The sequence below is a fragment of the Paraburkholderia tropica genome (assembly GCF_014171495.1).
GTDB classification, from domain to species: domain Bacteria; phylum Pseudomonadota; class Gammaproteobacteria; order Burkholderiales; family Burkholderiaceae; genus Paraburkholderia; species Paraburkholderia tropica.
Genome location: NZ_CP049134.1, coordinates 454,301 through 475,293 on the forward strand (window position 1 = coordinate 454,301; position 20,993 = coordinate 475,293).

The window sequence follows — 20,993 nt, forward strand, 5'->3', positions numbered from 1 at the left end:
TCGGTTCTCGTCGTGCTCACGCGCCGCGGCGCGCGTCCTGCATCAGGGCTTCGATTTCGTCGGCATGGACGGGCACGCCGCGCGTGATCAGCTCGCAGCCGGTTTCGGTGACGATCGCGTCGTCCTCGATACGGATGCCGATGTCCCAATAGCGCTCGGGCACGTCTTCGGCCGCGCGCACGTAAAGGCCCGGCTCGATCGTCAGCGTCATGCCGGCGCGCAGCGTGCGCCACGGCGGCGGGGCGTCGGCTTGCGCGCCGGGTTGCACGCCGCGCTCGCGATAATCGCCGACGTCGTGCACATCCATGCCGAGCCAGTGTCCCGTGCGATGCATGTAGAAGCGCGCGTAGGCGCGTTCGGCGATCACGTCGTCGACCGAGGCGAAGCGGGTTTTGTCGATGATGCCGGTGTCCAGCAGCCCTTGCGCGAGCACGCGCACGGCGGCGTCGTGCGGCGCCTCGAAGTTCACGCCCGCGCGCGTGGCGTCGATGGCGGCCTGCTGCGCGGCCAGCACGATGTCGTACAGCTCGCGCTGCGCGCTCGTGAAGCGTCCGCTCGCGGGAAACGTGCGCGTGATGTCGGCGGCATAGCCGTTCAGCTCGCACGCGGCGTCGATCAGGATCAGGTCGCCGTCGCGCGCCACGGCGTTGCCCGCCGGATAGTGCAGCACGCAGGCGTTCGCGCCCGCGGCGACGATCGAGCCGTAGGCGGGCGACTGCGCGCCGTGCTTGCGGAACGTGTAGAGCAGTTCGGCTTCGATCTCGTACTCGTGCATGCCGGGGCGGCAGGCCTGCATCGCGCGCACATGCGCGAGCGCGGAAATGTGGCCGGCGCGGCGCATGGTGTCGAGTTCGTGCGCGTCCTTGATGAGCCGCATGTCGTCGAGCAGCGGAATCAGGTCGTACGCGGCGGCGGGCGCGCTCGTGCCGCCGCGCGCCTGCGCCCGCACGGCGTCGATCCAGCGCTTCACCTGGGCGTCGAAACGCTCCGACGCCGCGAGCGCGTAATGCAGCGCGGGCCGGTTCGCGATCAGACGCGGGATCTGCGCGTCGAGGTCGTCGAATGGCAGCGCGGCGTCGAAGCCGAACGCCTCGCGCGCGCCGTCGGGCCCGAAGCGGAAGCCTTCCCACGTTTCGCGCTCGACGTTCTTCGCGCGGCAAAAGAGGACCGACGACGGCTGGTTCTCGCCCGCGTTCGCGTCGAGCACGAGCAGCGCCTCCGGCTCCGTGAAGCCGGTCAGGTAGTAGAAATAGCTGTCGTGCCGGTAGGGATAATCGGCGTCGCGGTTGCGCAGCACTTCGGGCGCGGTCGGCACCAGCGCCACGCCGCCGCCCTGGGCGCGCAGCGCGGCGAGTACGCGTTCGCGGCGCGCGCGGTAAAGCTCTGCGCCGCCGTCGGGGCCGCGCGGCGCATCGGCAGCGGCGCGCGAAGCGGCCGAGGCGCTTTCCGTGAGGGTCGTGTCCATCATGCGATTGTAGCGTGCGATCGCAGCGTCTGATTGTCGGGTCCGACAGGTGTCCCGATGCTGCGGCGCGGGGCGTCCAGGCTGTCGTCTTCCTGACGCATCTGTCGGCAAAATCCTGCGTGACCGAAGTCAACCCGTCAGAATTTGGCGAATCCAACGTATACTTCGGCCGGATTACAGAAAAGGCAGGTGCGATGAAACTTATCGGTTCGCTCGGCAGCCCGTATGTCCGCAAGGCGCGGATCATGCTCGCTGAAAAGAAAATCGACTACAAGCTGGTGCTTGAGAACGTGTGGGGCGAGGAAACCGCCATCCACGATTTCAACCCGCTGGGCAAGGTGCCGTGTCTCGTGATGGAGGACGGCGAGGCGGTGTTCGATTCGCGCGTGATCTGCGAATACGTGGACATGCGCTCGCCGGTCGGCAAGCTGATTCCGCAGAACGGGCGTGAGCGCGTCGAAGTGCGGTGCTGGGAAGCGCTCGCCGACGGCATGCTCGACGCCGCCGTCCTGATCCGCTCGGAATACACGCAGCGCACGCCCGAGCAGCGCAGCGAAGCGTGGATCGAGCGTCAGCAGCGCAAGATTCAGGAAGGTCTGAAGGCGATGGCCAAGGGTCTCGACGCCAACGCGTGGTGCGCGGGCAACCGCTACACGCTCGCGGATATCGCCGTGGGCTGCGCGCTCGGCTATCTCGACTTCCGCCAGCCGGAACTCGACTGGCGCGAGCCGTATCCGAATCTCGCGAAGCACTTCGAGAAGCTGATGCAGCGCGCGTCGTTCGCGGACACCGTGCCGCAAGGCTGAGGTCCGCCGCCCGCGAGGCTCGGTCTCGCGGACACAAAAAAGCGCGCAGATTCGCTCTGCGCGCTTTTTTTTTCGCCATGCGTGCGCTACGCCTATGATGTTGCGCACGCATCGATCGCTGCGTCAATGACTCCGTCGTCAGACGATCTTTTCCACTTCCGGCGCGAACGAATCGCTGCGCGCGACCGGCCACCACTTCTCGTACAACTGATAGCGATAGCGGCCTTCGAGCAGATCGCCGGGCTTCAGATACTTGAGCAGCTCCGACATCAGCTTGACTTCATACGACGACACGCGCCGCACGATGTGATGCGCGCGCAGATCGGCGGGGCTGGCGAGACCGGCGGCCTGGATCAGTTCCTGCAGCGCGTGCAGCGTGTTGCGATGGAAGTTGTAGACGCGCTCGCCCTTGTCGGGCACGTTGAGCGCGCGCTGGCGCACCGGGTCCTGCGTGGCGACGCCGGTCGGGCAGCGGTCCGAGTGGCACTTCTGCGCCTGGATGCAGCCGACCGCGAACATGAAGCCGCGCGCCGAGTTGACCCAGTCCGCGCCGATTGCGAGCGTGCGCGCCACGTCGAACGCGGTGATGATCTTGCCGCTCGCGCCGATCTTGATCTTGTCGCGCAGGCCGATGCCGACGAGCGTGTTGTGCACCAGCAGCAGCCCTTCCTGGAGCGGCGTGCCGATGTGATCGGTGAACTCGATCGGCGCCGCGCCCGTGCCGCCTTCCGCGCCGTCCACGACGATGAAGTCGGGCAGGATGCCGGTTTCGAGCATGGCCTTGGCGATGCCGAAAAATTCCCACGGATGGCCGATGCAGAGCTTGAAGCCGGTCGGCTTGCCGCCCGAGAGCTTGCGCAGGCGCTCGACGAATTCGAGCAGGCCGCGCGGCGTGGAGAACTCCGAATGGCGCGACGGCGACACGCAGTCATGCCCCAACGGAATACCGCGCGTTTCGGCGATTTCGGGCGTGACCTTCGCGGCCAGCAGCATGCCGCCGTGGCCCGGCTTCGCGCCTTGCGAAAGCTTCACCTCGATCATCTTGACTTGCGGCTCGTGCGCGAGGCGCTGGAATTTTTCGGCGCTGAAGGTGCCGTCGTCGTTGCGGCAGCCGAAGTAGCCCGAGGCGATTTCCCAGATGATGTCGCCGCCGTGTTCGCGGTGATACTTCGAGAGCGAGCCTTCGCCCGTGTCATGCGCGAAGCCGCCTTTTTTCGCGCCGAGGTTGAGCGCGCGGATCGCATTCGCGGAAAGCGCGCCGAAGCTCATCGCCGAGACGTTGAAGAGCGACATCGAGTACGGCTGTTCGCGGGTCGCGCCGACCAGTATGCGGAAGTCGCTGCTGTCGAGTTTCGTCGGCGCGAGCGAGTGGCTGATCCACTCGTGGCCGACGGCCTTCACGTCGAGTTCGGTGCCGTACGGGCGGCTGTCGACGACGTTCTTCGAGCGCTGATAAACCACGCTGCGCTGCACGAGCGAGAACGGCTTTTCGTCGGTGTCGTCTTCGACGAAATACTGGCGGATTTCGGGCCGCACGAATTCGAACAGGAAGCGCAGATGGCCCCAGAGCGGGTAATTGCGCAGGATCGCGTGGCGTTGCTGGGTCATGTCCCAGAGGCCGAGCGCGACGATCAGCGCGGGCACTGCGGCACACAGCCACGACAGGTGATGGAGCGCCGCTGCGATCACGCAGGCTGCGAGCAGCAGCACCGCGCACCACATGGCGAGGTAACGTCGGGAAAACATTCGGGGACTCCTCGATCTCTTGTGTCGTCGCGCCAGCCGGTCGGGCGGCGCGCGTTCGCCGCGCCCGGGTAACGGCGGCGGCGTGCCCGAATGATGCCGCAAGTTCGTGAAACTAGCCGGGAGGCGGGCAAATTTGCCGCATTGACAAATGCGCGAGGAAAGCTGCGCGCAAGATTTGCGCAGCGATTCGCCAAGCGAGGGAGGAGGAGGGAGCGCGCGGCGCAGGGTGCGCCGCGCGTGTCGAGCCTGAGCCTGAAATTGAGCTTGAGTCTGCTCAGGCCTGGCCGGCCGTCGCGGCGCCGGTTTTCGCACCGGCGGCAAATTGTGCCGGTTTCTTGCGCGGCGAGCGCTTCTTCTTCGGCGCGACCGGTGGCAGCACGGCGGGCACGTGCGGTTCGAGCGTCGTGACCGCTTCGATGATGCCGCCGCCGAGGCACACCTCGCCGTCATAGAGCACGGCGGACTGGCCGGGCGTCACGGCCCATTGCGCGTCCGGGAAATGCAGCGAGAACTGGCCGTCGCCGAACTCAGCCGCATTCGCGAACGAGCAGGGCGCATCGGCCTGGCGATAGCGCGTCTTCGCGCCGCACGCGTGGCCGTCGGCCGGCGGCTCGCCCGCGACCCAGCTCACGTTGCCCGCGCGCAGATCGTGCGCGAGCAGCCACGGGTGATCGTGGCCCTGCACGACATAAAGCGTGTTCGACGCGATGTCCTTGCCCGCCACGAACCACGGATCGCCGCTGCCGTCCTTGCTGCCGCCGAGGCCAATGCCCTTGCGCTGCCCGAAGGTGTAGAACGCGAGGCCGATATGCTCGCCGACCGTCTTGCCGTCGGGCGTCATCATCGGGCCCGGTTTGGTCGGCAGATAGCGGTTCAGGAAGTCGCGGAAGGGCCGCTCGCCGATGAAGCAGATGCCGGTCGAATCCTTCTTCTTCGCGTTCGGCAGGCCGATCTGTTCGGCGATCTCGCGCACCTTCGTCTTGGGAATCTCGCCGAGCGGGAACATCGTCTTCGAGAGCTGCGCCTGGTTCAGACGATGCAGGAAGTACGACTGATCCTTGGTGTGATCGAGCGCCTTGAGCAGTTCGAAGCGGCCGTTGCTTTCGTTCTGGCGCACGCGCGCGTAATGGCCGGTCGCGATGGTTTCCGCGCCCAGCGTCATCGCGTGGTCGAGGAAGGCCTTGAACTTGATCTCGGCGTTGCAGAGCACGTCGGGGTTCGGCGTGCGGCCCGCGGAATACTCGCGCAGGAACTCCGCGAACACGCGGTCCTTGTACTCGGCGGCGAAGTTCACCGCTTCGACGTCGATGCCGATCAGGTCGGCGACCGACACCACGTCGATCCAGTCCTGACGCGTCGAGCAGTACTCGCCGTCGTCGTCGTCTTCCCAGTTCTTCATGAACAGACCGACGACGTCGTAACCCTGCTCCTTGAGCAGCCATGCGGTCACCGACGAATCCACGCCGCCCGACATGCCTACCACCACTCTACGTTTGCTCATCTTCTGCTGCCTTGTTGCGCCGGATCGCGGCGCTTAGCCTTTGGGTCCCACGGTGCCTGCCGTGCCGTCCGCCTTCGGCCCGACCGCGTGCGTCTGCACGAAATCGAGCGGCGCGCGCTTGCCCGCGAGGTAATCGTCGACGCATTGCATCACGAGCGGCGTGCGATGGCGCTCGCTCGCGGCGCGCAGCTCGTCGACGCTCATCCACAACGTGCGGACGATGTCCGGATCGAGCGCGCGATCTTCCGGTTCGGCCGCGACGTTGCCGCAATACGTGAAGCGCAGATAGGTCGTGCCGGACTCGCCCGGCTTGCCGAAGTGCGTCATGTACATGCCGACGAGCGCCTCGGGCGCGAATGCGTAGGCGGTTTCCTCGAGCGTTTCGCGTACGACGGCTTCGTGCAGCGTCTCGCCGGCCTCCAGATGGCCGGCGGGCTGGTTCAGGCGCAGGCCGTTCGCCGTGTGCTCCTCGACGAGCAGAAAACGCCCGTCGCGCTCGACGACGGCGGCCACGGTAACGTGGGGTGCCCAGGTTTCATCGTTCATGGGCCGCTATTTTACCGGGACGCGCCAAACGCTGCCCGGGGCCGGATCGTCGGCGCGACGCGCGGACGGCGATGCCTGGGATGCCTTGCCAATCTGCCGGGCGGCTCGCCAGGCGCGCCGCCAACCGTCCGGTCGGACGACATGCCGCGTTGTAGGCGATACAAAAAAAGGGGATAAATCCCGCTTCAAAGGCCGCGCCCCTTTCGGTTAAAGTGGTGCGTCGTTTGCCGTTGCCTTGCCCGTTTGAGAATGTCGAGAACGTTGCAATAAGAGCCGGCGCGCCTCGTCGGCCTTACTCCGCTCGATTCGAGCCAGATCAGAAAGAGAAGCAGGCCGAGGAGGAAACAACGATGCATATCGGAGTGCCCGCAGAAACCCGGGCGAACGAAAGCCGTGTGGCCGCGACGCCCGAGACCGTCAAGAAATACGTCGCGCAGGGCCATACGGTCACCATCCAGGCAGGCGCCGGTGTCGGCGCGAGCTTTCCGGACGAAACCTATACGGCCGTCGGCGCGCAGATCGCCGACGCGGCTGCCGCATTCGGCGCCGATCTCGTGCTCAAGGTCCAGTCGCCGAGCGTCAGCGAACTGGCCTTCATGAAGCGCGGCGCGGTGCTGGCCGGCATGCTCGATCCCTTTAATGCGGACAATGCGCAACGGCTCGCCGATGCGGGCCTGACCGCGTTCGCGCTCGAAGCCGCGCCGCGCACCACGCGCGCGCAAAGCCTCGACGTGCTGTCGTCGCAGGCCAATATCGCCGGCTACAAGGCGGTGCTGGTGGCGTCGAACCTGTATCCGCGCTTCATGCCCATGCTGATGACCGCCGCCGGCACCGTGAAGGCCGCGCGCGTGCTGATCCTCGGCGCGGGCGTGGCGGGCCTGCAGGCGATCGCCACGGCGCGGCGGCTGGGCGCGGTGATCGAGGCGTCGGACGTGCGTCCGGCGGTGAAGGAGCAGATCGAATCGCTCGGCGCGAAATTCCTCGACGTGCCCTACGAAACCGACGAGGAGCGCGATGCCGCGCAAGGCGTGGGCGGCTACGCGCGGCCCATGCCGCCGTCGTGGCTCGCGCGCCAGGCGGCGCTGGTGCACGAGCGCGCGCGTCAGGCCGACATCGTCATTTCGACCGCGCTGATTCCGGGCCGCGACGCGCCCACGCTGCTGCCGTCGGAAACCGTGCAGGCGATGAAGCCGGGTTCGGTCGTGATCGACCTCGCGGCCGGCCGCGGACCGATCGCCGACGCGGCCGCCGGGCGGCGCGGCGGCAATTGCCCGCTGACCGTCGCGGACCAGGTGGTGACGGCGCACGGCGTGCAGATCTGCGGCTACACGAATCTCGCGTCGATGGTGGCCGCCGACGCCTCGGCGCTCTACGCGCGCAATCTGCTCGACTTCCTCAAGCTGATCGTCACGAAGGAAGGCACGCTCAACATCGACCTCGCGGACGACATCGTCGCGGCCACGCTGCTGGCTCGCGACGGCGCCGTCACGCGCAAGGCATGACGAGGAGACCGAGATGGAACTCATCAACCATACCGTCATCAATCTGATCATCTTCGTGCTGGCCGTGTACGTGGGCTATCACGTGGTCTGGAACGTCACGCCCGCGCTGCACACGCCGCTCATGGCCGTGACCAATGCGATCTCCGCGATCGTGATCGTGGGCGCGATGCTCGCCACCGGCCTGACCGTGGGCTTCGCGGGCAAGTTCTTCGGCACGCTGGCCGTGCTGCTCGCGGCCGTGAACGTGTTCGGCGGCTTTTTAGTCACGCGGCGCATGCTGGAGATGTTCCGCAAGAAAGAGCCGAAGAAGCTCCCGGCGGCCGGCAAGGAGGGCGCGTGATGAGCATGAACGTCGTTACGCTGCTTTATCTGGTGGCGTCGGTTTGCTTCATTCAGGCGCTCAAGGGGCTGTCGAATCCGCGCAGCGCGCGCGCCGGCAATCTGTTCGGCATGGTCGGCATGGCCATCGCGATCCTCACGACGATTGCGCTGATCGTCAAGGAATCCGCGCAATTCGGCTCGAATCTCGGGCTGGGCCTCGGGCTGCTGTTCGCGGCGCTGATCGTCGGCGGCGGGCTGGGCGCGTTCGTGGCCGCGCGCGTCGAAATGACGAAGATGCCCGAACTCGTCGCGGCCATGCACTCGCTGATCGGTCTCGCGGCGGTGTGCATCGCGTATGCGGTGGTGTCGGAGCCGGCGGCCTTCGGACTCGTCGCGGAAGACGCGCCGTATCCGGGCTTCCTGCCGTACGGCAACCGCATCGAACTGTTTATCGGCACCTTCGTGGGCGCGATTACGTTCAGCGGCTCGGTGATCGCCTTCGGCAAGCTCTCGGGCAAGTACAAGTTCCGGCTGTTTCAGGGCGCGCCCGTGGTGTATCCGGGCCAGCATCTGATCAACCTGATGCTCGCGCTCGGCATGATCGGCTTCGGCATTCTGTTCTTCGTCACGCAGTCGTGGCTGCCGTTCATCATCATGACGCTGATCGCGTTCGCGCTGGGCGTGCTCATCATCATTCCGATCGGCGGCGCGGACATGCCCGTGGTGGTCTCGATGCTCAACTCGTACTCGGGCTGGGCGGCGGCGGGCATCGGCTTCTCGTTGAACAACGCGATGCTGATCATCGCCGGTTCGCTGGTGGGTTCGTCGGGTGCGATCCTCTCGTACATCATGTGCCACGCGATGAACCGCTCGTTCTTCAACGTGCTGCTCGGCGGCTTCGGCGCGGAAGCGGGCGCGGCGGCGGTGGGCGGCGCGCAGGAGCAGCGTCCGGTGAAGTCGGGTTCCGCCGACGACGCCGCGTTCATGCTCGGCAACGCCGAAAGCGTGGTGATCGTGCCGGGTTACGGCCTCGCCGTGGCGCGCGCGCAGCATGCGCTCAAGGAACTCACCGACAAGCTCGTCGAAAAAGGCGTGGACGTGCGTTACGCGATTCACCCGGTCGCGGGCCGCATGCCGGGCCATATGAACGTGCTGCTCGCCGAAGCCGAAGTGCCCTACGACATGGTGTTCGAGATGGAGGACATCAACAACGAGTTCGGCCAGACCGATGTGGTGCTGGTGCTCGGCGCAAACGACGTGGTGAATCCGGCCGCCAAGAACGATCCGAAGTCGCCGATCGCGGGCATGCCGATCATCGAGGCGTACAAGGCGCGCACGATCATCGTCAACAAGCGGTCGATGGCGGCCGGTTACGCGGGGCTCGACAACGAACTCTTCTACATGGATAAAACCATGATGGTGTTCGGCGACGCGAAGAAGGTGATCGAGGATATGGTGAAGGCAGTGGAGTAAGCGCTGCGTTCATCGGCGGCCTGGCCGGTGGACCATGCAGAAGAAAAAGCGCGCAGCGATGCGCGCTTTTTTATTGGCGCGGTGCTTCACGCACATTCATCGTGCAAGAGGAAAGCCTCAGCGCGACGGCGCATTCACGTGCCGCAGATAATCGGCGAGCCGGCGTCCACTCACGTCGGGAAACGGTTCGAGCACTTCCACGCTTTCCATGCGCTCGATGTTGAAGTTGCGAAAGCCCTCGCGCATTTCGCACCACGCGCCGACCGTCCACTGCGCGCCCCAATAGACCAGCCCGAGCGGCCAGACGCGCCGCAGCGTCTGCGCGCCGATGCGGTCGCAATACGCGAAGCGCACGACGAGCCGCGAATCGACGGCGCGGTGCAGCGCATCCACTTTGTCCGAATACGCGCGATCGACGTGATACGACGGCGCGAACACGGCGATGCGTTCGAGCACCGCGCGTTTTTCGGCGGGCATGGCGGCGGCGATCTTCGCGAGCGCGCCGCGCGCGCCGGTGCCGAGCGCCGCGCCGCCCCACGACTCGGCCATGCGCGCGCCGACGGCGAGCGCGGTGAGTTCGTCGGCGGTGAAGGTCAGCGGCGGCAGGCTGGCGGTGCGCGCGAGCCGGTAGCCGATGCCCGCTTCGCCTTCGATCGGCACGCCCGACAGTTGCAGGTCGCGCACGTCGCGATAGACGGTGCGCGGCGAGACTTCGAGCCATTCGGCAAGCTGCTGCGCCGTGGTGAGACGGCGTCCGCGCAGCAGTTCGGCGATGCGGAAAAGACGGTCGGCGCGGCGGGTCATGGCGGTCGGGCGCGGGAGACTCGATGGGCGGGAACGGCGCGGTGTGCGGCTTGGGCGGCGGCGCGGGGCGTCCGCATAAATTGCGTTGTGCGGATTGCGTTGCGCAGATGATAGCGCCGCGCGCGCACCGCGCCTTGCCGCGTGCCGTCGCTAATGCGCTGCTGACACGCCGCCGATACGCCGCCGCTGCGCCGCGTTCAGCCCAGCTTGGCCGCGTGCAGCCCGACGCGATTGCCTTCCGTATCGATGAAAAAGCCGATGTAGCCGTAATTGTTCGGCAGTTCCAGCGCCGGGCCTTCCTTGCGGCCGCCCGCCTTTTCGACGCGATCGAGCACGGCCGTGACCGACGGCTGCGCGTTCAGATACACGAGCACGCCCTTGGTGTCGGGGCGGGCGTCGCGCGGATTGAACACGATGCAGCCGCCGGTTTCGTTGTCGGTATGCGCGAACAGGGCCATCGGCACGCCGCCCATGACTTCGCGCTGCAAGGACGTATCGAAGGCGGTTTCGTAGAACCGGGCGGCGCGCTCCAGATCGTGCGCGGGGATTTCGAACCAGGAAATGACGCGGGTGGCTTCAACGGTCGACATGATGCGCTCCTCGAATGAGCAGGTTGGACGAGATGGATGAAAACTGGCAGCAGATGACGGCACGTGGCGCACGCCGCGTGTGCCGCGCGCGCTGCGTTTTGTGCCGAGTTTCGCCGGGCGTGGTGGTGTTCGGACGGCGTGGAGAGGAGTGTGCGGCCCGCCTGCTGACAGCGTCCTGTCAGTAGGCTGCGCTCAACGTCTTTATCTTCGCGCGACGCGTTTTCGAGTTTTTCTGAGAGAGGCGCGGACGCGACTCTGCTGTAATCGTTTCCATCTCCTCCTTCATCCGCGGCCGCTTGCCGCCGCGCTCACCGCATCGCTCATGTCTCCAAACGTTTCCATCATCACGCCCACGGCGAACCGCGCCGCGTTTTTGCCCGCCATCGCGCGCTGCGTGGCGCGCCAGCAGGCCGACTGGGAGTGGCTCGTGCTCGACGACAGCCCCGAGCCGAACGCGTTCATGCGCGATCTCGCGCAGCGCGACGCCCGCGTGCGCTACCTCTGGTCGAGCGAGCCGATGACGATCGGCGCCAAGCGCAACCGGCTCGTGAGCGAGGCGCGCGGCGAACTGATCGCCCATTTCGATGACGACGACCACTACGCCTCGCACTATCTCGCGGATATGACCGCGTTGCTGCGCCAGAACGACGCCGCGCTGATCAAGCTCTCGACGTTCTGGATGTACGCGCCGCACACGCGTTTTCTCGGCTACATGGATCTGAACGCGCGCGTCGGGCTGCACTATGTGCTGAAGGGGCAGGAGGTGAGCACGGTGACGTTCCACGAGAAGATGCAGATCGGCGCGGACTTCATCCTCTTTTACGGTTTCGCCTACGTGTATCGCAAGTCGCTGTTCGAGATCGCGCGCTTCGACGATGTGAATCTCGGCGAGGACGAAAGCTTTATCCGGCGTGTGGTGAGCGCGGGCAAGAACGTGCTCGCCGCCGAGGATGCGCGCGGGAGTTGCTTGCATCTGATCCATCCGGCTTCGACGTCGCGCTGTTTTTCGCGCCACAGCTTGCCGGACTTCTTGTTGCCGAAGCTCTTTCCGGAGTACGAAGGGTATCCGCTGCCGGTCGATGCTGGCGGAGCGAAAGTGGGGCCGTCGCGCGTGTGAGCGCGAGGTGTGCGGAGTGAAGTCGTGGTTACCGGCGCGGCGGGGAGCCGCGCCGGTCGAGGCGCAGTTTAGTCGCGCGATTTAGTCGCGCGAGTCGGCGGGCTGGCTGCCCGCGTCGGCGTTACCTGCCGCCGGACGCTGACGCACGCTGCCTGCGATCAGGTCGAAGCGGAACAGACGGCATTCGAGCGCGCCGTTGAACAGCGGCGTCTTGGCCGATTCGCGCAGGCGCAGCTGGCCCGGCAGCTTGCGGTCCGAGGTGAGGATGAACGCGCGCCAGCCCGTGAAGCGCTGCTTGAGCGCGTCGCCGAGCGCCTGGAAGAACTCGGCGTCGGGTGCGTCGGTGTGGGCGCGGCGGAAGGCGTCCGGTGCATCGTAGTCGTCATCGTTGCGCGGATTGCGCTCGCGCAGTTCGCCGCGCGCGTTGCGCCCGCGCACCTCGATACGCTCGCCGTACGGCGGATTCGCCACCAGAATGCCTTCGCCCTCGGCGGGCGGTGTCATGTTGCGGGCGTCGAGCTGCTTGAGCGGCACCTTGCCGAGCCCGGCGCGCGCGAAGTTGGCGCGCGCCTTGTCGAGCATCACGTCCGAAATGTCGCTGCCGAAGATCCGCAGATCCTGCGCGCGGCTCAGCGCCGTATTGCGCGCCGTGTTGGCCTCGCTCTTGAGGTGACGCCAGGCGGCCGAATCGGCCTGCTTGAGGCGTTCGAAGCCGAAGCTGCGCTCCAGACCCGGCGCGATGTCGAGGCCGACTTGCCACGCTTCCGCGAGGAAGGTGCCGGAGCCGCACATCGGATCGTAGAGCGGCTGCTCGGGCGTCCAGCCCGTCAGGCGCAGGATGCCGGCCGCGAGATTCTCGCGCAGCGGCGCCGCGCCCTTGTCGAGACGCCAGCCGCGCTTGAACAGCGGCTCGCCGGACGTGTCGAGATAGAGCGTGCACTCGGTGGCGGTCAGGAAGGCGAAGATGCGCACGTCGGGATAAGCGGTATCGACGCTCGGACGCGAACCGGCCTTGTCGCGCATGCGGTCGCAGATCGCGTCCTTCACGCGCAGCGTGGCGAATTCGAGGCTGCGCAGCGGCGACTTGATCGCGGTGATGTCGATGCGGATCGTCTCGTTCGGCGAGAACCACTTTTCCCACTGTTGCTCGCGGGCGAGCGCGTAGATGTCCTGCTCGCCGCGATACGGACGCTGGGCGATCTTGAGGAGCACGCGGCTCGCGATGCGCGAATGCAGGTTCGCGGCCATGCCGCCGGCCCAGTTGCCGCGGAAATGTACGCCGCCGGGCACTTCGGCGCCGACCTGGAGCGCGCCGGGCGGCAGGCGCCGTTGCGCGGTTTCCGCGAGTTCGGCGGCGAGCGCGGCTTCGAGGCCACGCGGGCAGGGGGCGAAGAAATCGAAAGACATGAGAAAAGAGAGGTGACGCTGCGGGGAAGGCGCTATTGTACGCGGGTTGTGGGGGCGGGCCGGAGCGCGTGTCCGCCAGGGCGCCGGAAGTCGGGCGCTTGCTGCCCGCATGGGCATGCAAAGGCGCGCGCCAGAGGGCGTGGGACCGCGTCAGGCGGCCCTCAGCGCGCCGCCACGACGGCTTGCGCGGCCGCACGCGCAAGCGGCCGGATGCGCGGACGCGGCTGCCGGCGCGCTTGCCAGAGATCCCACTGCGTCTGCAGCCCGAGCCAGTGTTCGGGCGTGGTGCCGAGCCACGCCGACAGTCGCAGCGCGAGATTCGCCGTCATGCCCGCCTTGCCGTTGAGCAGGTTCGACAGCGTGACGCGGTTGATATGCAGATCGTGCGCCGCCTGGGTCACGGTGATCTCCGGCGGAATCCATTCGCGCAGGACTTCGCCGGGATGCGGCGGATTGTGCATTCTGCTCATACGTGTGCCCTTAGGGGTAATCCTCAGTGGTAATCCTGATAGTCGACGAGGATGGCGTCGGCGCCTTCGAACAGGAAAGTGAGACGCCAGTTGCCGTTGACCCACACCGCCCAATGCCCGGCGAGACTGCCTTGCAGCGCGTGCAGGCGCCACGGCGGCGCGTTCATGTCCTGCGGCCCGCGCGCCTGATCCAGCGCGCCGAGCAGCAGCCGCAGACGCGACGCGTGGTGCGCCTGGATGCCCGCCTTGCTGCCTTCCAAAAAAAACGATGCAAGACCTTTGTGCCGAAAGGTTCGAATCATGAGGACTGTAGCCCAGGTGACTACACGCGGCAACGGCCTCCGGTGGCGTGCCGCGACGTAGATCAAACGTGAGGAACGCCTCGCAGACGGAAAAATGCATGCACACAAAGTGCAAACTGCGTGCGAGGCGGATGCGTCCCTCAGCGTCGCGCCGGCGCGGTGAGGACGCGATGGCCGGCGTCAACCTGGGCGGTAACGTTGGCCGAACGGCAGATCAAAACGCGCGTTTCACTCGTTGTCTTCACGCAACTGGCCGCGGCGCATCGGCCACACCAGGTCGGCAGGATGCCGCGTCACGCGCCGCCAGAACGCGCGCATGAGCGGGCGCACATCCTTGCGCGCGAGGTCGCGCGAGCGCAGCGCCATCTGCAAGGCGAGCGCGAAGCTCACCGTCACGTTGAGCACCGCCATGCTCGCGACGCCCGCCACGGCCCACCACAGCTCGCCGCTCTTGAGCGTCGCCGGGCCGAGCACGCCCATCGCCACGCCGATCGAACCGGCCGAGAGCGTGACGTGGCGCACCTCGAAGTGAAACGCGACCGCCGAGACGATCGCCGGCACGAGGCCGAGCATCATGCCGAGCACGAGATTGCCCCACACGCCCGCCGCGTTCAGGCGGCAAAAACGCGCGAGCCGCGCAGCGCCCGAGGTGCCGAGCGTCATGCGCAGACGGCGGTTCCACGCCAGCGCGTCCTCGACGCGATGGAGCACGAACCAGTTGTCGGCCCAACCGGCGAACAGGCTCGACGCCCACAGCAGCACGCCCGTGAGCGCGGCGTAGAACGGCGTCGGGCCGATCAGCGAGAAGGATTGCAGCGTTGCGTGCGCCTTGGCGGGCGAGATCAGATCGGCGTGAAACAGCCAGCCGCACACGAGCTGGATCGCGAGGCAGGCCGGAAACACGAGCAGCACGTTGCCGAGCACGGCCGCCGCCTGGGTGCGGATCAGCGCCACCACCGACGAGACGAAGCGCACGCGTCCCGGCGCTTCGTTCGCGCCGTCGAGTTCGCGCGCGAGCGTGGGCGCGGTCATCGCGGGCTGCTTGGTCGCGAGCGAGAAGTGGCAGAAGTGCATCACGAGGAAGCTCAGCGCGTAGTTGATGCCCGCGAACAGCCCTTCGATCATCGACGGCAGATGCGCGCCCGTGATGCCGAATTTCACGTACACCGTCACCGCCGTGACGAGGCCGCCGCCCGCCGCCATGCGCAACATCGTCAGATATTCGGCGCGGTCGCGTGCGATGTAGTGCTCGCCGGTGTCGGCGGACAGCTCGACGACCTTGCGCGAGAGCAGCGCGAAATTGCTGCGCACGAGGTGCGAGACGCTCTGGCTCGCCTGGTTCGCCCGGACGAGATCGGCGGCGAGGCGCGCCTGCGTGCGGGCGTCGTCGCTGGACATCCAGGCGTCGAGCAGATGCTCGGCGCGCACGATGCGCATGCGCATGCGTTCGACCTGGAACACGGTGTCGACGCGCACGCCGTGGCGGTAGAGATGGGCGAAGACGTCGTCGGTGGCTTTGCGGCATTCGTCGAGCAGCAGGCGCAGCCACGTCACTTCCTGGCGCAGCCGCGCGGCGTCGCCCGAGTCGCGCGCGTTTTCGACGGCGAGCATCGCGCGCGTGAGGCGGAAGAACGGCAGCTTTTCGACGGCGACGTGCGATTCGTCGCGCGACAGACGGCTGCGCACGGTCGGCGAGAGGCCCGTCGAGCTGATCTGGCAACTGAGGTTGTGCAGCGCGGTCAACAGGTCGAGCGTGAATTCGGTGCCTTGCGGGGCGCGGCTGGCGCGGATGTCGTCGGGCGAAGCGGATGCGGTTTGCGCAAGCGCTTGCGGCTCGGCGATCAGCGCGCGCAGGCGTGCGAGCACGTCGGGCGGCAGCGTCGCGATCCACTCGGGATCGTGCGTGGCGGGGAACATCAGCGTGACGAGCGCGGCCAGATCGCGGCGGTTCGGTGCGGGCGGTATCAGTTGCGCCTGGACGCGGCCGACCAGCGCGCCGAACAGGCCCGAGTGAACCGGCATGCCGGCGTCGCACAGCAGCGAGATGCTGTCGCTTTCGCGCAGCAGCTTGCGCACGATGGCGCCGACGTTCGCCTTCCAGCCCGGATTGCGGTCGAGCACGTGCAGCAGGTAGCGCAGGCGCGCGTGTTCGGGCGGCGGCGGGGCGTCGGCGTCGGCGTCGGTTGCAGTGGCGTAGGCGTGAGCGGAGTCGGCGAACGTGTCAGGCGCGGACGGCACCACCCGGCCGGCGCCGTCGAGCTTGCCGCGCCGGTGGATCCAGTGGGCGAGTTCGATCAGCCAGTCGCTGCGTTCGGCGTAGGGCGCGTCGGCGTCGGCGGTGGCGAGCAGGGCGTCGAGCTGCTGGCCGGCGCTGCGCGAGGCGCGCCATTTTTTCCAGAGCGTGGGGAAGGAGCGAAACATAGGCAAACGGTCAAAGCGACAAGGCAACGCGACATTATCGCGGGCGGCGTGCGTTTGACCGTTTGAGATGGGCCGGCGCGGCATGAGCGCGGCGCCGACTGGCGAGACGCGGGTGGGAGCGCGCGCCGCGTTCCGTCGAGGAAGCGGCGCGCGATGAGCGAGCCTTTACCCCCCGATCCCGCCGATTCAGCGACCGGCGCGACTTGCGGGCAGGCGATGCTGACGGGCTTCGTTTTGACGACGGCGGCCTTGGCGCCGCCTTTCGACACCGCCGCCGCCACCGCTGCCGCGGCGCCCGTCACCCGCGGCGTGGCCGCGAGCGCGCGCACGCCGCTCGAAATGGCCTGCGAGAGCGATGCGACGGCGCGCCGGTGGCCGACCACGAGCGCGTCGTAGCCGTCGCCGACCGGTTCGTTGAGCACGCTGCGGCAAGTCATGACGGTCTGGGAGTCGAGCGAGCGCACGCTCCAGACCGCGTCGATCAGCGCATGCGAGCCCGGCCACGATTCGAAGCGCTGCACGTTCACGCTCACGCGATAGACCGGCACGCCTTCGGGATGCGGCGAGCCGTACACGTCGATCGTGTTCAACTGCTGCGTGAGGTCGCCCGACAGCGCGCGGCGGATCTCGTCGCCGGGCATCGACGCCCAGCGTTCCTGTTCGAGCACGCGCACCTGGGTGGCGTCGGTCTGCACCACGAACTGCGCCTTCGCGACCTGCGGCGGCACGTCGACGGGCGCGAGTTCGATCAGCCACGCCGGATTGCCGTTCGTCGCGGCGGCGGGCTGGGTCCGCGCCGCGTCGTCGGTCGGACTCAGCGTGTAGAAGTGGCTGCTGGGCGAGGCGCAGCCCGCCAGCGCCGACAGCGCGGCGAGGGCAGCAAGGGCGGCAAGGCGCCGGAGCGGGCGCCGGCGATACGTCATGGCTTGTCTCCTGATTTGCCGCGCAGCAGCGATTCGGGATGGCGCTCGAGGTAATCCGAGAGCGCGTTGAGCGATTGCAGCGTGCGCGTCAGTTCCTGCAGCGCCTGATGCACGTCCGATTGCAGCGGCGAATCCTGCTGCAAGGTGGACTGGGCGGCGCTGAAGGTCTTCTGCGCCTCGTCCAGCGTGCCGCGCATCTGCGGCAGAAGCTGGTCGTTGACCTGACCGAACAGCTGGTTCGCGCTCTTGAGCGATTCGTTCAGGTTGTTGCCGATCTTGTCGAACGGAATCTGATCGAGCTTCTTGGCGATGTCGGCCACCTGAAGCTGCAGCTCTTCGAGCGAGTTCGGCACCGTCGGCAGCTCCATCGGGTCGCGGTCGAGATCCGCCTTGGCCGGACCGGCCTTCGGGAAGATGTCGAGCGCGATGTAGAGCTGGCCGGTGATCAGGTTGCCGGTGCGCAACTGGCCGCGCAGGCCGCGCGAGACGAGCCGCTTGATCAGTTCGTGGCTCTGCGGCGTATGCGGCGCGGGCGCTTCGCCGCGCGTGCGGCGCGACAGGCGCAGCGGATACAGATCCATCGTCACCGGCATGGTGAAGTTGTGCTCCTTGGGATCGTATTCGATGCCGATATCGGTCACCTGGCCGAGCACGATGCCGCGGAAGTCCACGGTCGCGCCCACGGCGAGGCCGCGCAGCGACTGGTTGAAGTACATGACCACGCGCACCGGCGCGCCGTCCGGCTCGCGCATCGCTTCGCTTTCGTCGGAGGCGAGCGTGAAGGTCGCGGCGTCGGGCGCCTGCGGACCCATCGCCTGACCCGGCGGCGCCTGGAAGGCGAGACCGCCCGTCACGACCGTCGCGAGCGACTGCGTGTTGACCTTGAAGCCGCTCGAATCGAGCTGCACGTTCACCCCGCTCGCATGCCACCAGCGCGTATTGGTGCCGACGTACTGGTCGTACGGCGCGCTGACGAACACCTGCACGGTCACGCCCGTGCCGTCCTTGTCGAGCGAATAGCCCGTGACCTGGCCGACCTGGATGCGGCGATAGAAGATCGGCGTGCCGATATCGAGCGAGCCGAGGTTTTCGCTGTGCAGCGTGTAGCGGTGGCCTTTTTCGTCGATGGTGACGGCGGGCGGCGTTTCCAGTCCGGTGAAGTCGCTGGCGGTTTCTTCCGAACGGCCCGCGTCGGCGCCGATGTACGAGCCCGAGAGCAGCGTGCCGAGGCCCGAGACGCCGCTCGCGCCCACGCGCGGACGCACCACCCAGAAGCGGCTGTCCTTCTTGGCGAAGTCTTCGGCATCCTTGGTGAGTTCGACGGTCACGAGCACGCGCGAGAGGTTCGGCGAGAGCTTGATGGCGCGCACCGAACCGATATCGACGTCCTTGTACTTGACCTTGGTCTTGCCGGGTTCGAGGCCTTCGGCGCTCATGAAGCTGATGGTGATGGTGGGCCCGCGGGTGGCCACCGACTTCACCACGAGCGCCACGCCGATCAGCGCCGCGATGAGCGGCACGATCCAGACGAGCGAGGGCAGCCAGCGCCGGGGTTTGACGATGTCCGGTTCGGGCAGGTCGGGCGGCAAGCCGCCGCCGCCGGAACCCGCCCCGCCGGGGGCCGGGGTCGGTCCTTTCGGACTATTCATGTGGGTGATCCTGAGAGTGTTGCGTGGGTTGTTGCTTGTCTTCGTCCACCGGATCCCAGATGAGGCGCGGATCGAACTGCATCGACGCGATCATCGTCAGGATCACGACCGAGCCGAACGCGATGGCGCCAGGGCCCGCCGTGATCACCGCAAGTGACTGGAAGCGTACCAGCGCCACGGTCAGGGTGACAACGAAGACGTCCAGCATCGACCAGCGGCCGATGAATTCGACCAGCCGGTAGAGTTTGGTGCGCTCGGCGGGACGCCACGTGGAGCGGCGCTGCGAGGTGAAGCAGAGCAGCCCGAGCACCGACAGCTTGAGCATGGGCACCAGAATACTGGCGATGAACACGATTACGGCGAGCGGCGCGTCGCCCGAGGTCCAGAAGTAGACGACGCCGCTCATGATGGTGTCGTCCTCGTCGCCGACGAGCGAGGCCGTGTGCATGACCGGCAGGATGTTGGCCGGAATGTAGAGCAACGCGGCGGCGATCAGCAGCGCCCAGGTGCGCATCAGGCTGTCCGGGTGGCGCGTGTGCAGCGGCGAGTGGCAGCGCAGGCAGCGCGGATGCGCGATGCCGCGCTGCAACGGCTGGACGTGGCCGCAGGCGTGGCAGGAGATCAGGCCGGCGTCGGCGGCGGTGAGGTATTTTTTCATCGCGAACCCTCGGGACGGGCGGGCGGGGTGTCGGGTGGCGCGTCTTGCCCGGCGTCGCGCGCGGTGCCGCGAATTTCCGGATCGGCGAGCGCGTCGGATCCGGCGACGTGCGCGAGCACCGAGGGCACGCCCGGATCGAGCAGCCCGCGCGGGTCGATGTCGTGGCCGTCGGCCGTGTGCGGGGTGGCGGGCGTGTCCAGCCCGTCGTTGCCGCCGTGGCCGCCGTTCCCTCCGTTACCGCCAGGCAGGCCCGGACCGCCGTTCGCGCCGCCCTCTGCCGCCGGACCCGAGCGGCCGCGGCGCGCGGCGAGCGCGCTTTCGCGCAGGGCGTCGGCGATATCCCAGAGCGTGCGCGAATCGAACGTCACGACCACGGTGAACATCAGCGTGAGCGCGCCGAACGCGAATAGCGCCGTCTCCGGAATCACGCGCGCGAGGCTGACCATCTTCACGATCGTGATCAGCACGCCGAGCATGAACACTTCGAGCATGCCCCAGGGCCGCACGAACTGGATCGCGCGCAGCACGAGATCGAAGCCGGGCGGGATGAAGCCGCGCCGGATCGGCAGCAGCACGTAGAGCAGCGCCACCATTTCGGTGAGCGGGAAAAGGATGGTTGCGCAAAAGACCATCACCGCGACGATCTGCATGTCCTCGTTCCACAGCACCACGAGCGCGCCGAACAGGCTCGATTCCGTGGTGATGCCGTTGGCGTCGAGTTCGATGATCGGAAACGACTGCGCGATGATGAAGGTGAGCAGCGCGGCGATCGTGATCGCGCAGATGCGGTCGAGCTGCGACGAGGCGCTGTGATAGAGCGTGGCGCCGCAGCGCGTGCAGCGCGCGGTTTCACGCCCGAGCAGGCGAGGTTTGCGGTAGAGCGCGTCGCATTCGTGACACGCGATCAGTTTTTCCTGGGCCATGCGGGCAGGTGGCGCAAAACGACGTGAACGGGACATGCAGCGCGGGCCGAACGGCAGCATGGCAACGCGACACGCGCGGCGCGCCTGGCCATGTTACCAAAGGGCACCTGACGCGCGCGTTTGCTTGCGCGGCGTGCGCGGGTAGCGTCTGGACAGCGGGCAACAGCACGTAGGCGGCCTTTCGGCGCGAGCATCGGCAAGCTGTAGCAATTTGCGGGCCGGGCCCTTGCGGCCATTCCGGCGACCCGCTCGACCGCCCCGGCGATCCGGGCTGCATGACGGGCGAGGAGTGTGCCACGTTTGCGCCGCCGATGCGCGCGAGCCAGCATGGCCGCGCATGCCGGCTGCGCGGCGCCGGGCGATGCCACG

17 protein-coding genes and 2 pseudogenes are annotated in these 20,993 nt (G+C 67.4%); 5 read left to right on the forward strand and 14 right to left on the reverse strand.

The annotated features are described in order from the left end of the window. Positions 1-16: 16 nt before the first annotated feature. The gene (locus tag G5S35_RS02085; protein WP_156773908.1) at positions 17-1,468 is read right to left on the reverse strand and encodes an aminopeptidase P N-terminal domain-containing protein; all 1,452 of its coding nucleotides are present in this window, start codon (positions 1,466-1,468) and stop codon (positions 17-19) included. A gap of 191 nt (positions 1,469-1,659) precedes the next feature. Here G5S35_RS02085 and G5S35_RS02090 point away from each other — a divergent pair, with 191 nt between their 5' ends. Further along, the gene (locus G5S35_RS02090) at positions 1,660-2,271 is read left to right on the forward strand and encodes a glutathione S-transferase (RefSeq protein ID WP_065065116.1); all 612 of its coding nucleotides are present in this window, start codon (positions 1,660-1,662) and stop codon (positions 2,269-2,271) included. 138 nt (positions 2,272-2,409) lie between these two features. On the opposite strand, the gene G5S35_RS02095 is transcribed toward G5S35_RS02090, so the two are convergent. The 3 genes from G5S35_RS02095 to G5S35_RS02105 form a co-directional block, all read right to left on the reverse strand. After that, complete coding sequence (locus tag G5S35_RS02095; protein WP_183038519.1) at positions 2,410-4,017, reverse strand: FMN-binding glutamate synthase family protein; 1,608 nt, start codon at positions 4,015-4,017, stop codon at positions 2,410-2,412. Positions 4,018-4,291: 274 nt separating this feature from the next. Further along, on the reverse strand, positions 4,292-5,518 hold the full coding sequence (gene mnmA, locus G5S35_RS02100; RefSeq protein WP_074981552.1) for a tRNA 2-thiouridine(34) synthase MnmA: 1,227 nt from the start codon (positions 5,516-5,518) through the stop codon (positions 4,292-4,294). Between the two features lie 33 nt (positions 5,519-5,551). Beyond that, a complete protein-coding gene (locus G5S35_RS02105; protein WP_124261807.1) occupies positions 5,552-6,064 on the reverse strand; it encodes an NUDIX hydrolase in 513 nt (170 codons plus the stop codon). Positions 6,065-6,414: 350 nt separating this feature from the next. Between G5S35_RS02105 and G5S35_RS02110 the strand changes: the two genes are divergently transcribed. From G5S35_RS02110 to G5S35_RS02120, 3 genes are read left to right on the forward strand one after another with little or no spacing between them, the layout of a single operon-like run. Further along, the gene (locus tag G5S35_RS02110; RefSeq protein ID WP_074981556.1) at positions 6,415-7,566 is read left to right on the forward strand and encodes a Re/Si-specific NAD(P)(+) transhydrogenase subunit alpha; all 1,152 of its coding nucleotides are present in this window, start codon (positions 6,415-6,417) and stop codon (positions 7,564-7,566) included. 13 nt (positions 7,567-7,579) lie between these two features. Continuing rightward, a complete protein-coding gene (locus G5S35_RS02115) occupies positions 7,580-7,906 on the forward strand; it encodes an NAD(P) transhydrogenase subunit alpha part 2 (protein WP_065065111.1) in 327 nt (108 codons plus the stop codon). Further along, positions 7,906-9,360, forward strand: coding sequence for an NAD(P)(+) transhydrogenase (Re/Si-specific) subunit beta (locus tag G5S35_RS02120; protein ID WP_065065110.1), 1,455 nt, complete (start codon positions 7,906-7,908; stop codon positions 9,358-9,360). Before G5S35_RS02115 ends, G5S35_RS02120 begins: the two co-directional genes overlap by 1 nt. Positions 9,361-9,477: 117 nt before the next feature. Here G5S35_RS02120 and G5S35_RS02125 read toward each other — a convergent pair whose 3' ends face one another. Both G5S35_RS02125 and G5S35_RS02130 read right to left on the reverse strand, forming a co-directional pair. Continuing rightward, on the reverse strand, positions 9,478-10,164 hold the full coding sequence (locus G5S35_RS02125) for a helix-turn-helix transcriptional regulator (RefSeq protein WP_065065109.1): 687 nt from the start codon (positions 10,162-10,164) through the stop codon (positions 9,478-9,480). 197 nt (positions 10,165-10,361) lie between these two features. Further along, the gene (locus G5S35_RS02130) at positions 10,362-10,754 is read right to left on the reverse strand and encodes a VOC family protein (RefSeq protein WP_065065108.1); all 393 of its coding nucleotides are present in this window, start codon (positions 10,752-10,754) and stop codon (positions 10,362-10,364) included. 322 nt (positions 10,755-11,076) lie between these two features. Between G5S35_RS02130 and G5S35_RS02135 the strand changes: the two genes are divergently transcribed. Beyond that, the gene (locus G5S35_RS02135; RefSeq protein WP_074981558.1) at positions 11,077-11,871 is read left to right on the forward strand and encodes a glycosyltransferase family 2 protein; all 795 of its coding nucleotides are present in this window, start codon (positions 11,077-11,079) and stop codon (positions 11,869-11,871) included. A gap of 81 nt (positions 11,872-11,952) precedes the next feature. Here G5S35_RS02135 and G5S35_RS02140 read toward each other — a convergent pair whose 3' ends face one another. The 8 genes and pseudogenes from G5S35_RS02140 to G5S35_RS02175 all read right to left on the reverse strand — a co-directional run. Next, the gene (locus G5S35_RS02140; protein WP_183038520.1) at positions 11,953-13,278 is read right to left on the reverse strand and encodes a THUMP domain-containing class I SAM-dependent RNA methyltransferase; all 1,326 of its coding nucleotides are present in this window, start codon (positions 13,276-13,278) and stop codon (positions 11,953-11,955) included. 161 nt (positions 13,279-13,439) lie between these two features. Further along, positions 13,440-13,748, reverse strand: coding sequence for a HigA family addiction module antitoxin (locus tag G5S35_RS02145; RefSeq protein ID WP_065065105.1), 309 nt, complete (start codon positions 13,746-13,748; stop codon positions 13,440-13,442). A gap of 23 nt (positions 13,749-13,771) precedes the next feature. Then, entirely contained in the window at positions 13,772-14,050 is a 279-nt protein-coding gene (locus G5S35_RS02150) for a type II toxin-antitoxin system RelE/ParE family toxin (RefSeq protein WP_074981560.1), read from the reverse strand. A 228-nt stretch (positions 14,051-14,278) separates the two neighbouring features. Then, a complete protein-coding gene (locus tag G5S35_RS02155; protein WP_110325450.1) occupies positions 14,279-16,471 on the reverse strand; it encodes a site-specific recombinase in 2,193 nt (730 codons plus the stop codon). Between the two features lie 398 nt (positions 16,472-16,869). Continuing rightward, a pseudogene (locus tag G5S35_RS02160) lies at positions 16,870-17,394 on the reverse strand (PqiC family protein); the annotation flags it as partial. Then, positions 17,391-19,043: a PqiB family protein gene (locus G5S35_RS02165; RefSeq protein WP_110325454.1), complete on the reverse strand. Its 1,653-nt coding sequence runs from the start codon at positions 19,041-19,043 to the stop codon at positions 17,391-17,393. The gene G5S35_RS02165 and the pseudogene G5S35_RS02160, both read right to left, overlap by 4 nt. Then, entirely contained in the window at positions 19,036-19,701 is a 666-nt protein-coding gene (locus tag G5S35_RS02170) for a paraquat-inducible protein A (RefSeq protein WP_065065100.1), read from the reverse strand. Before G5S35_RS02170 ends, G5S35_RS02165 begins: the two co-directional genes overlap by 8 nt. A 311-nt stretch (positions 19,702-20,012) precedes the next feature. After that, positions 20,013-20,624, reverse strand: a pseudogene (locus G5S35_RS02175) (paraquat-inducible protein A); the annotation flags it as partial. Between the last annotated feature and the right edge of the window lie 369 nt (positions 20,625-20,993).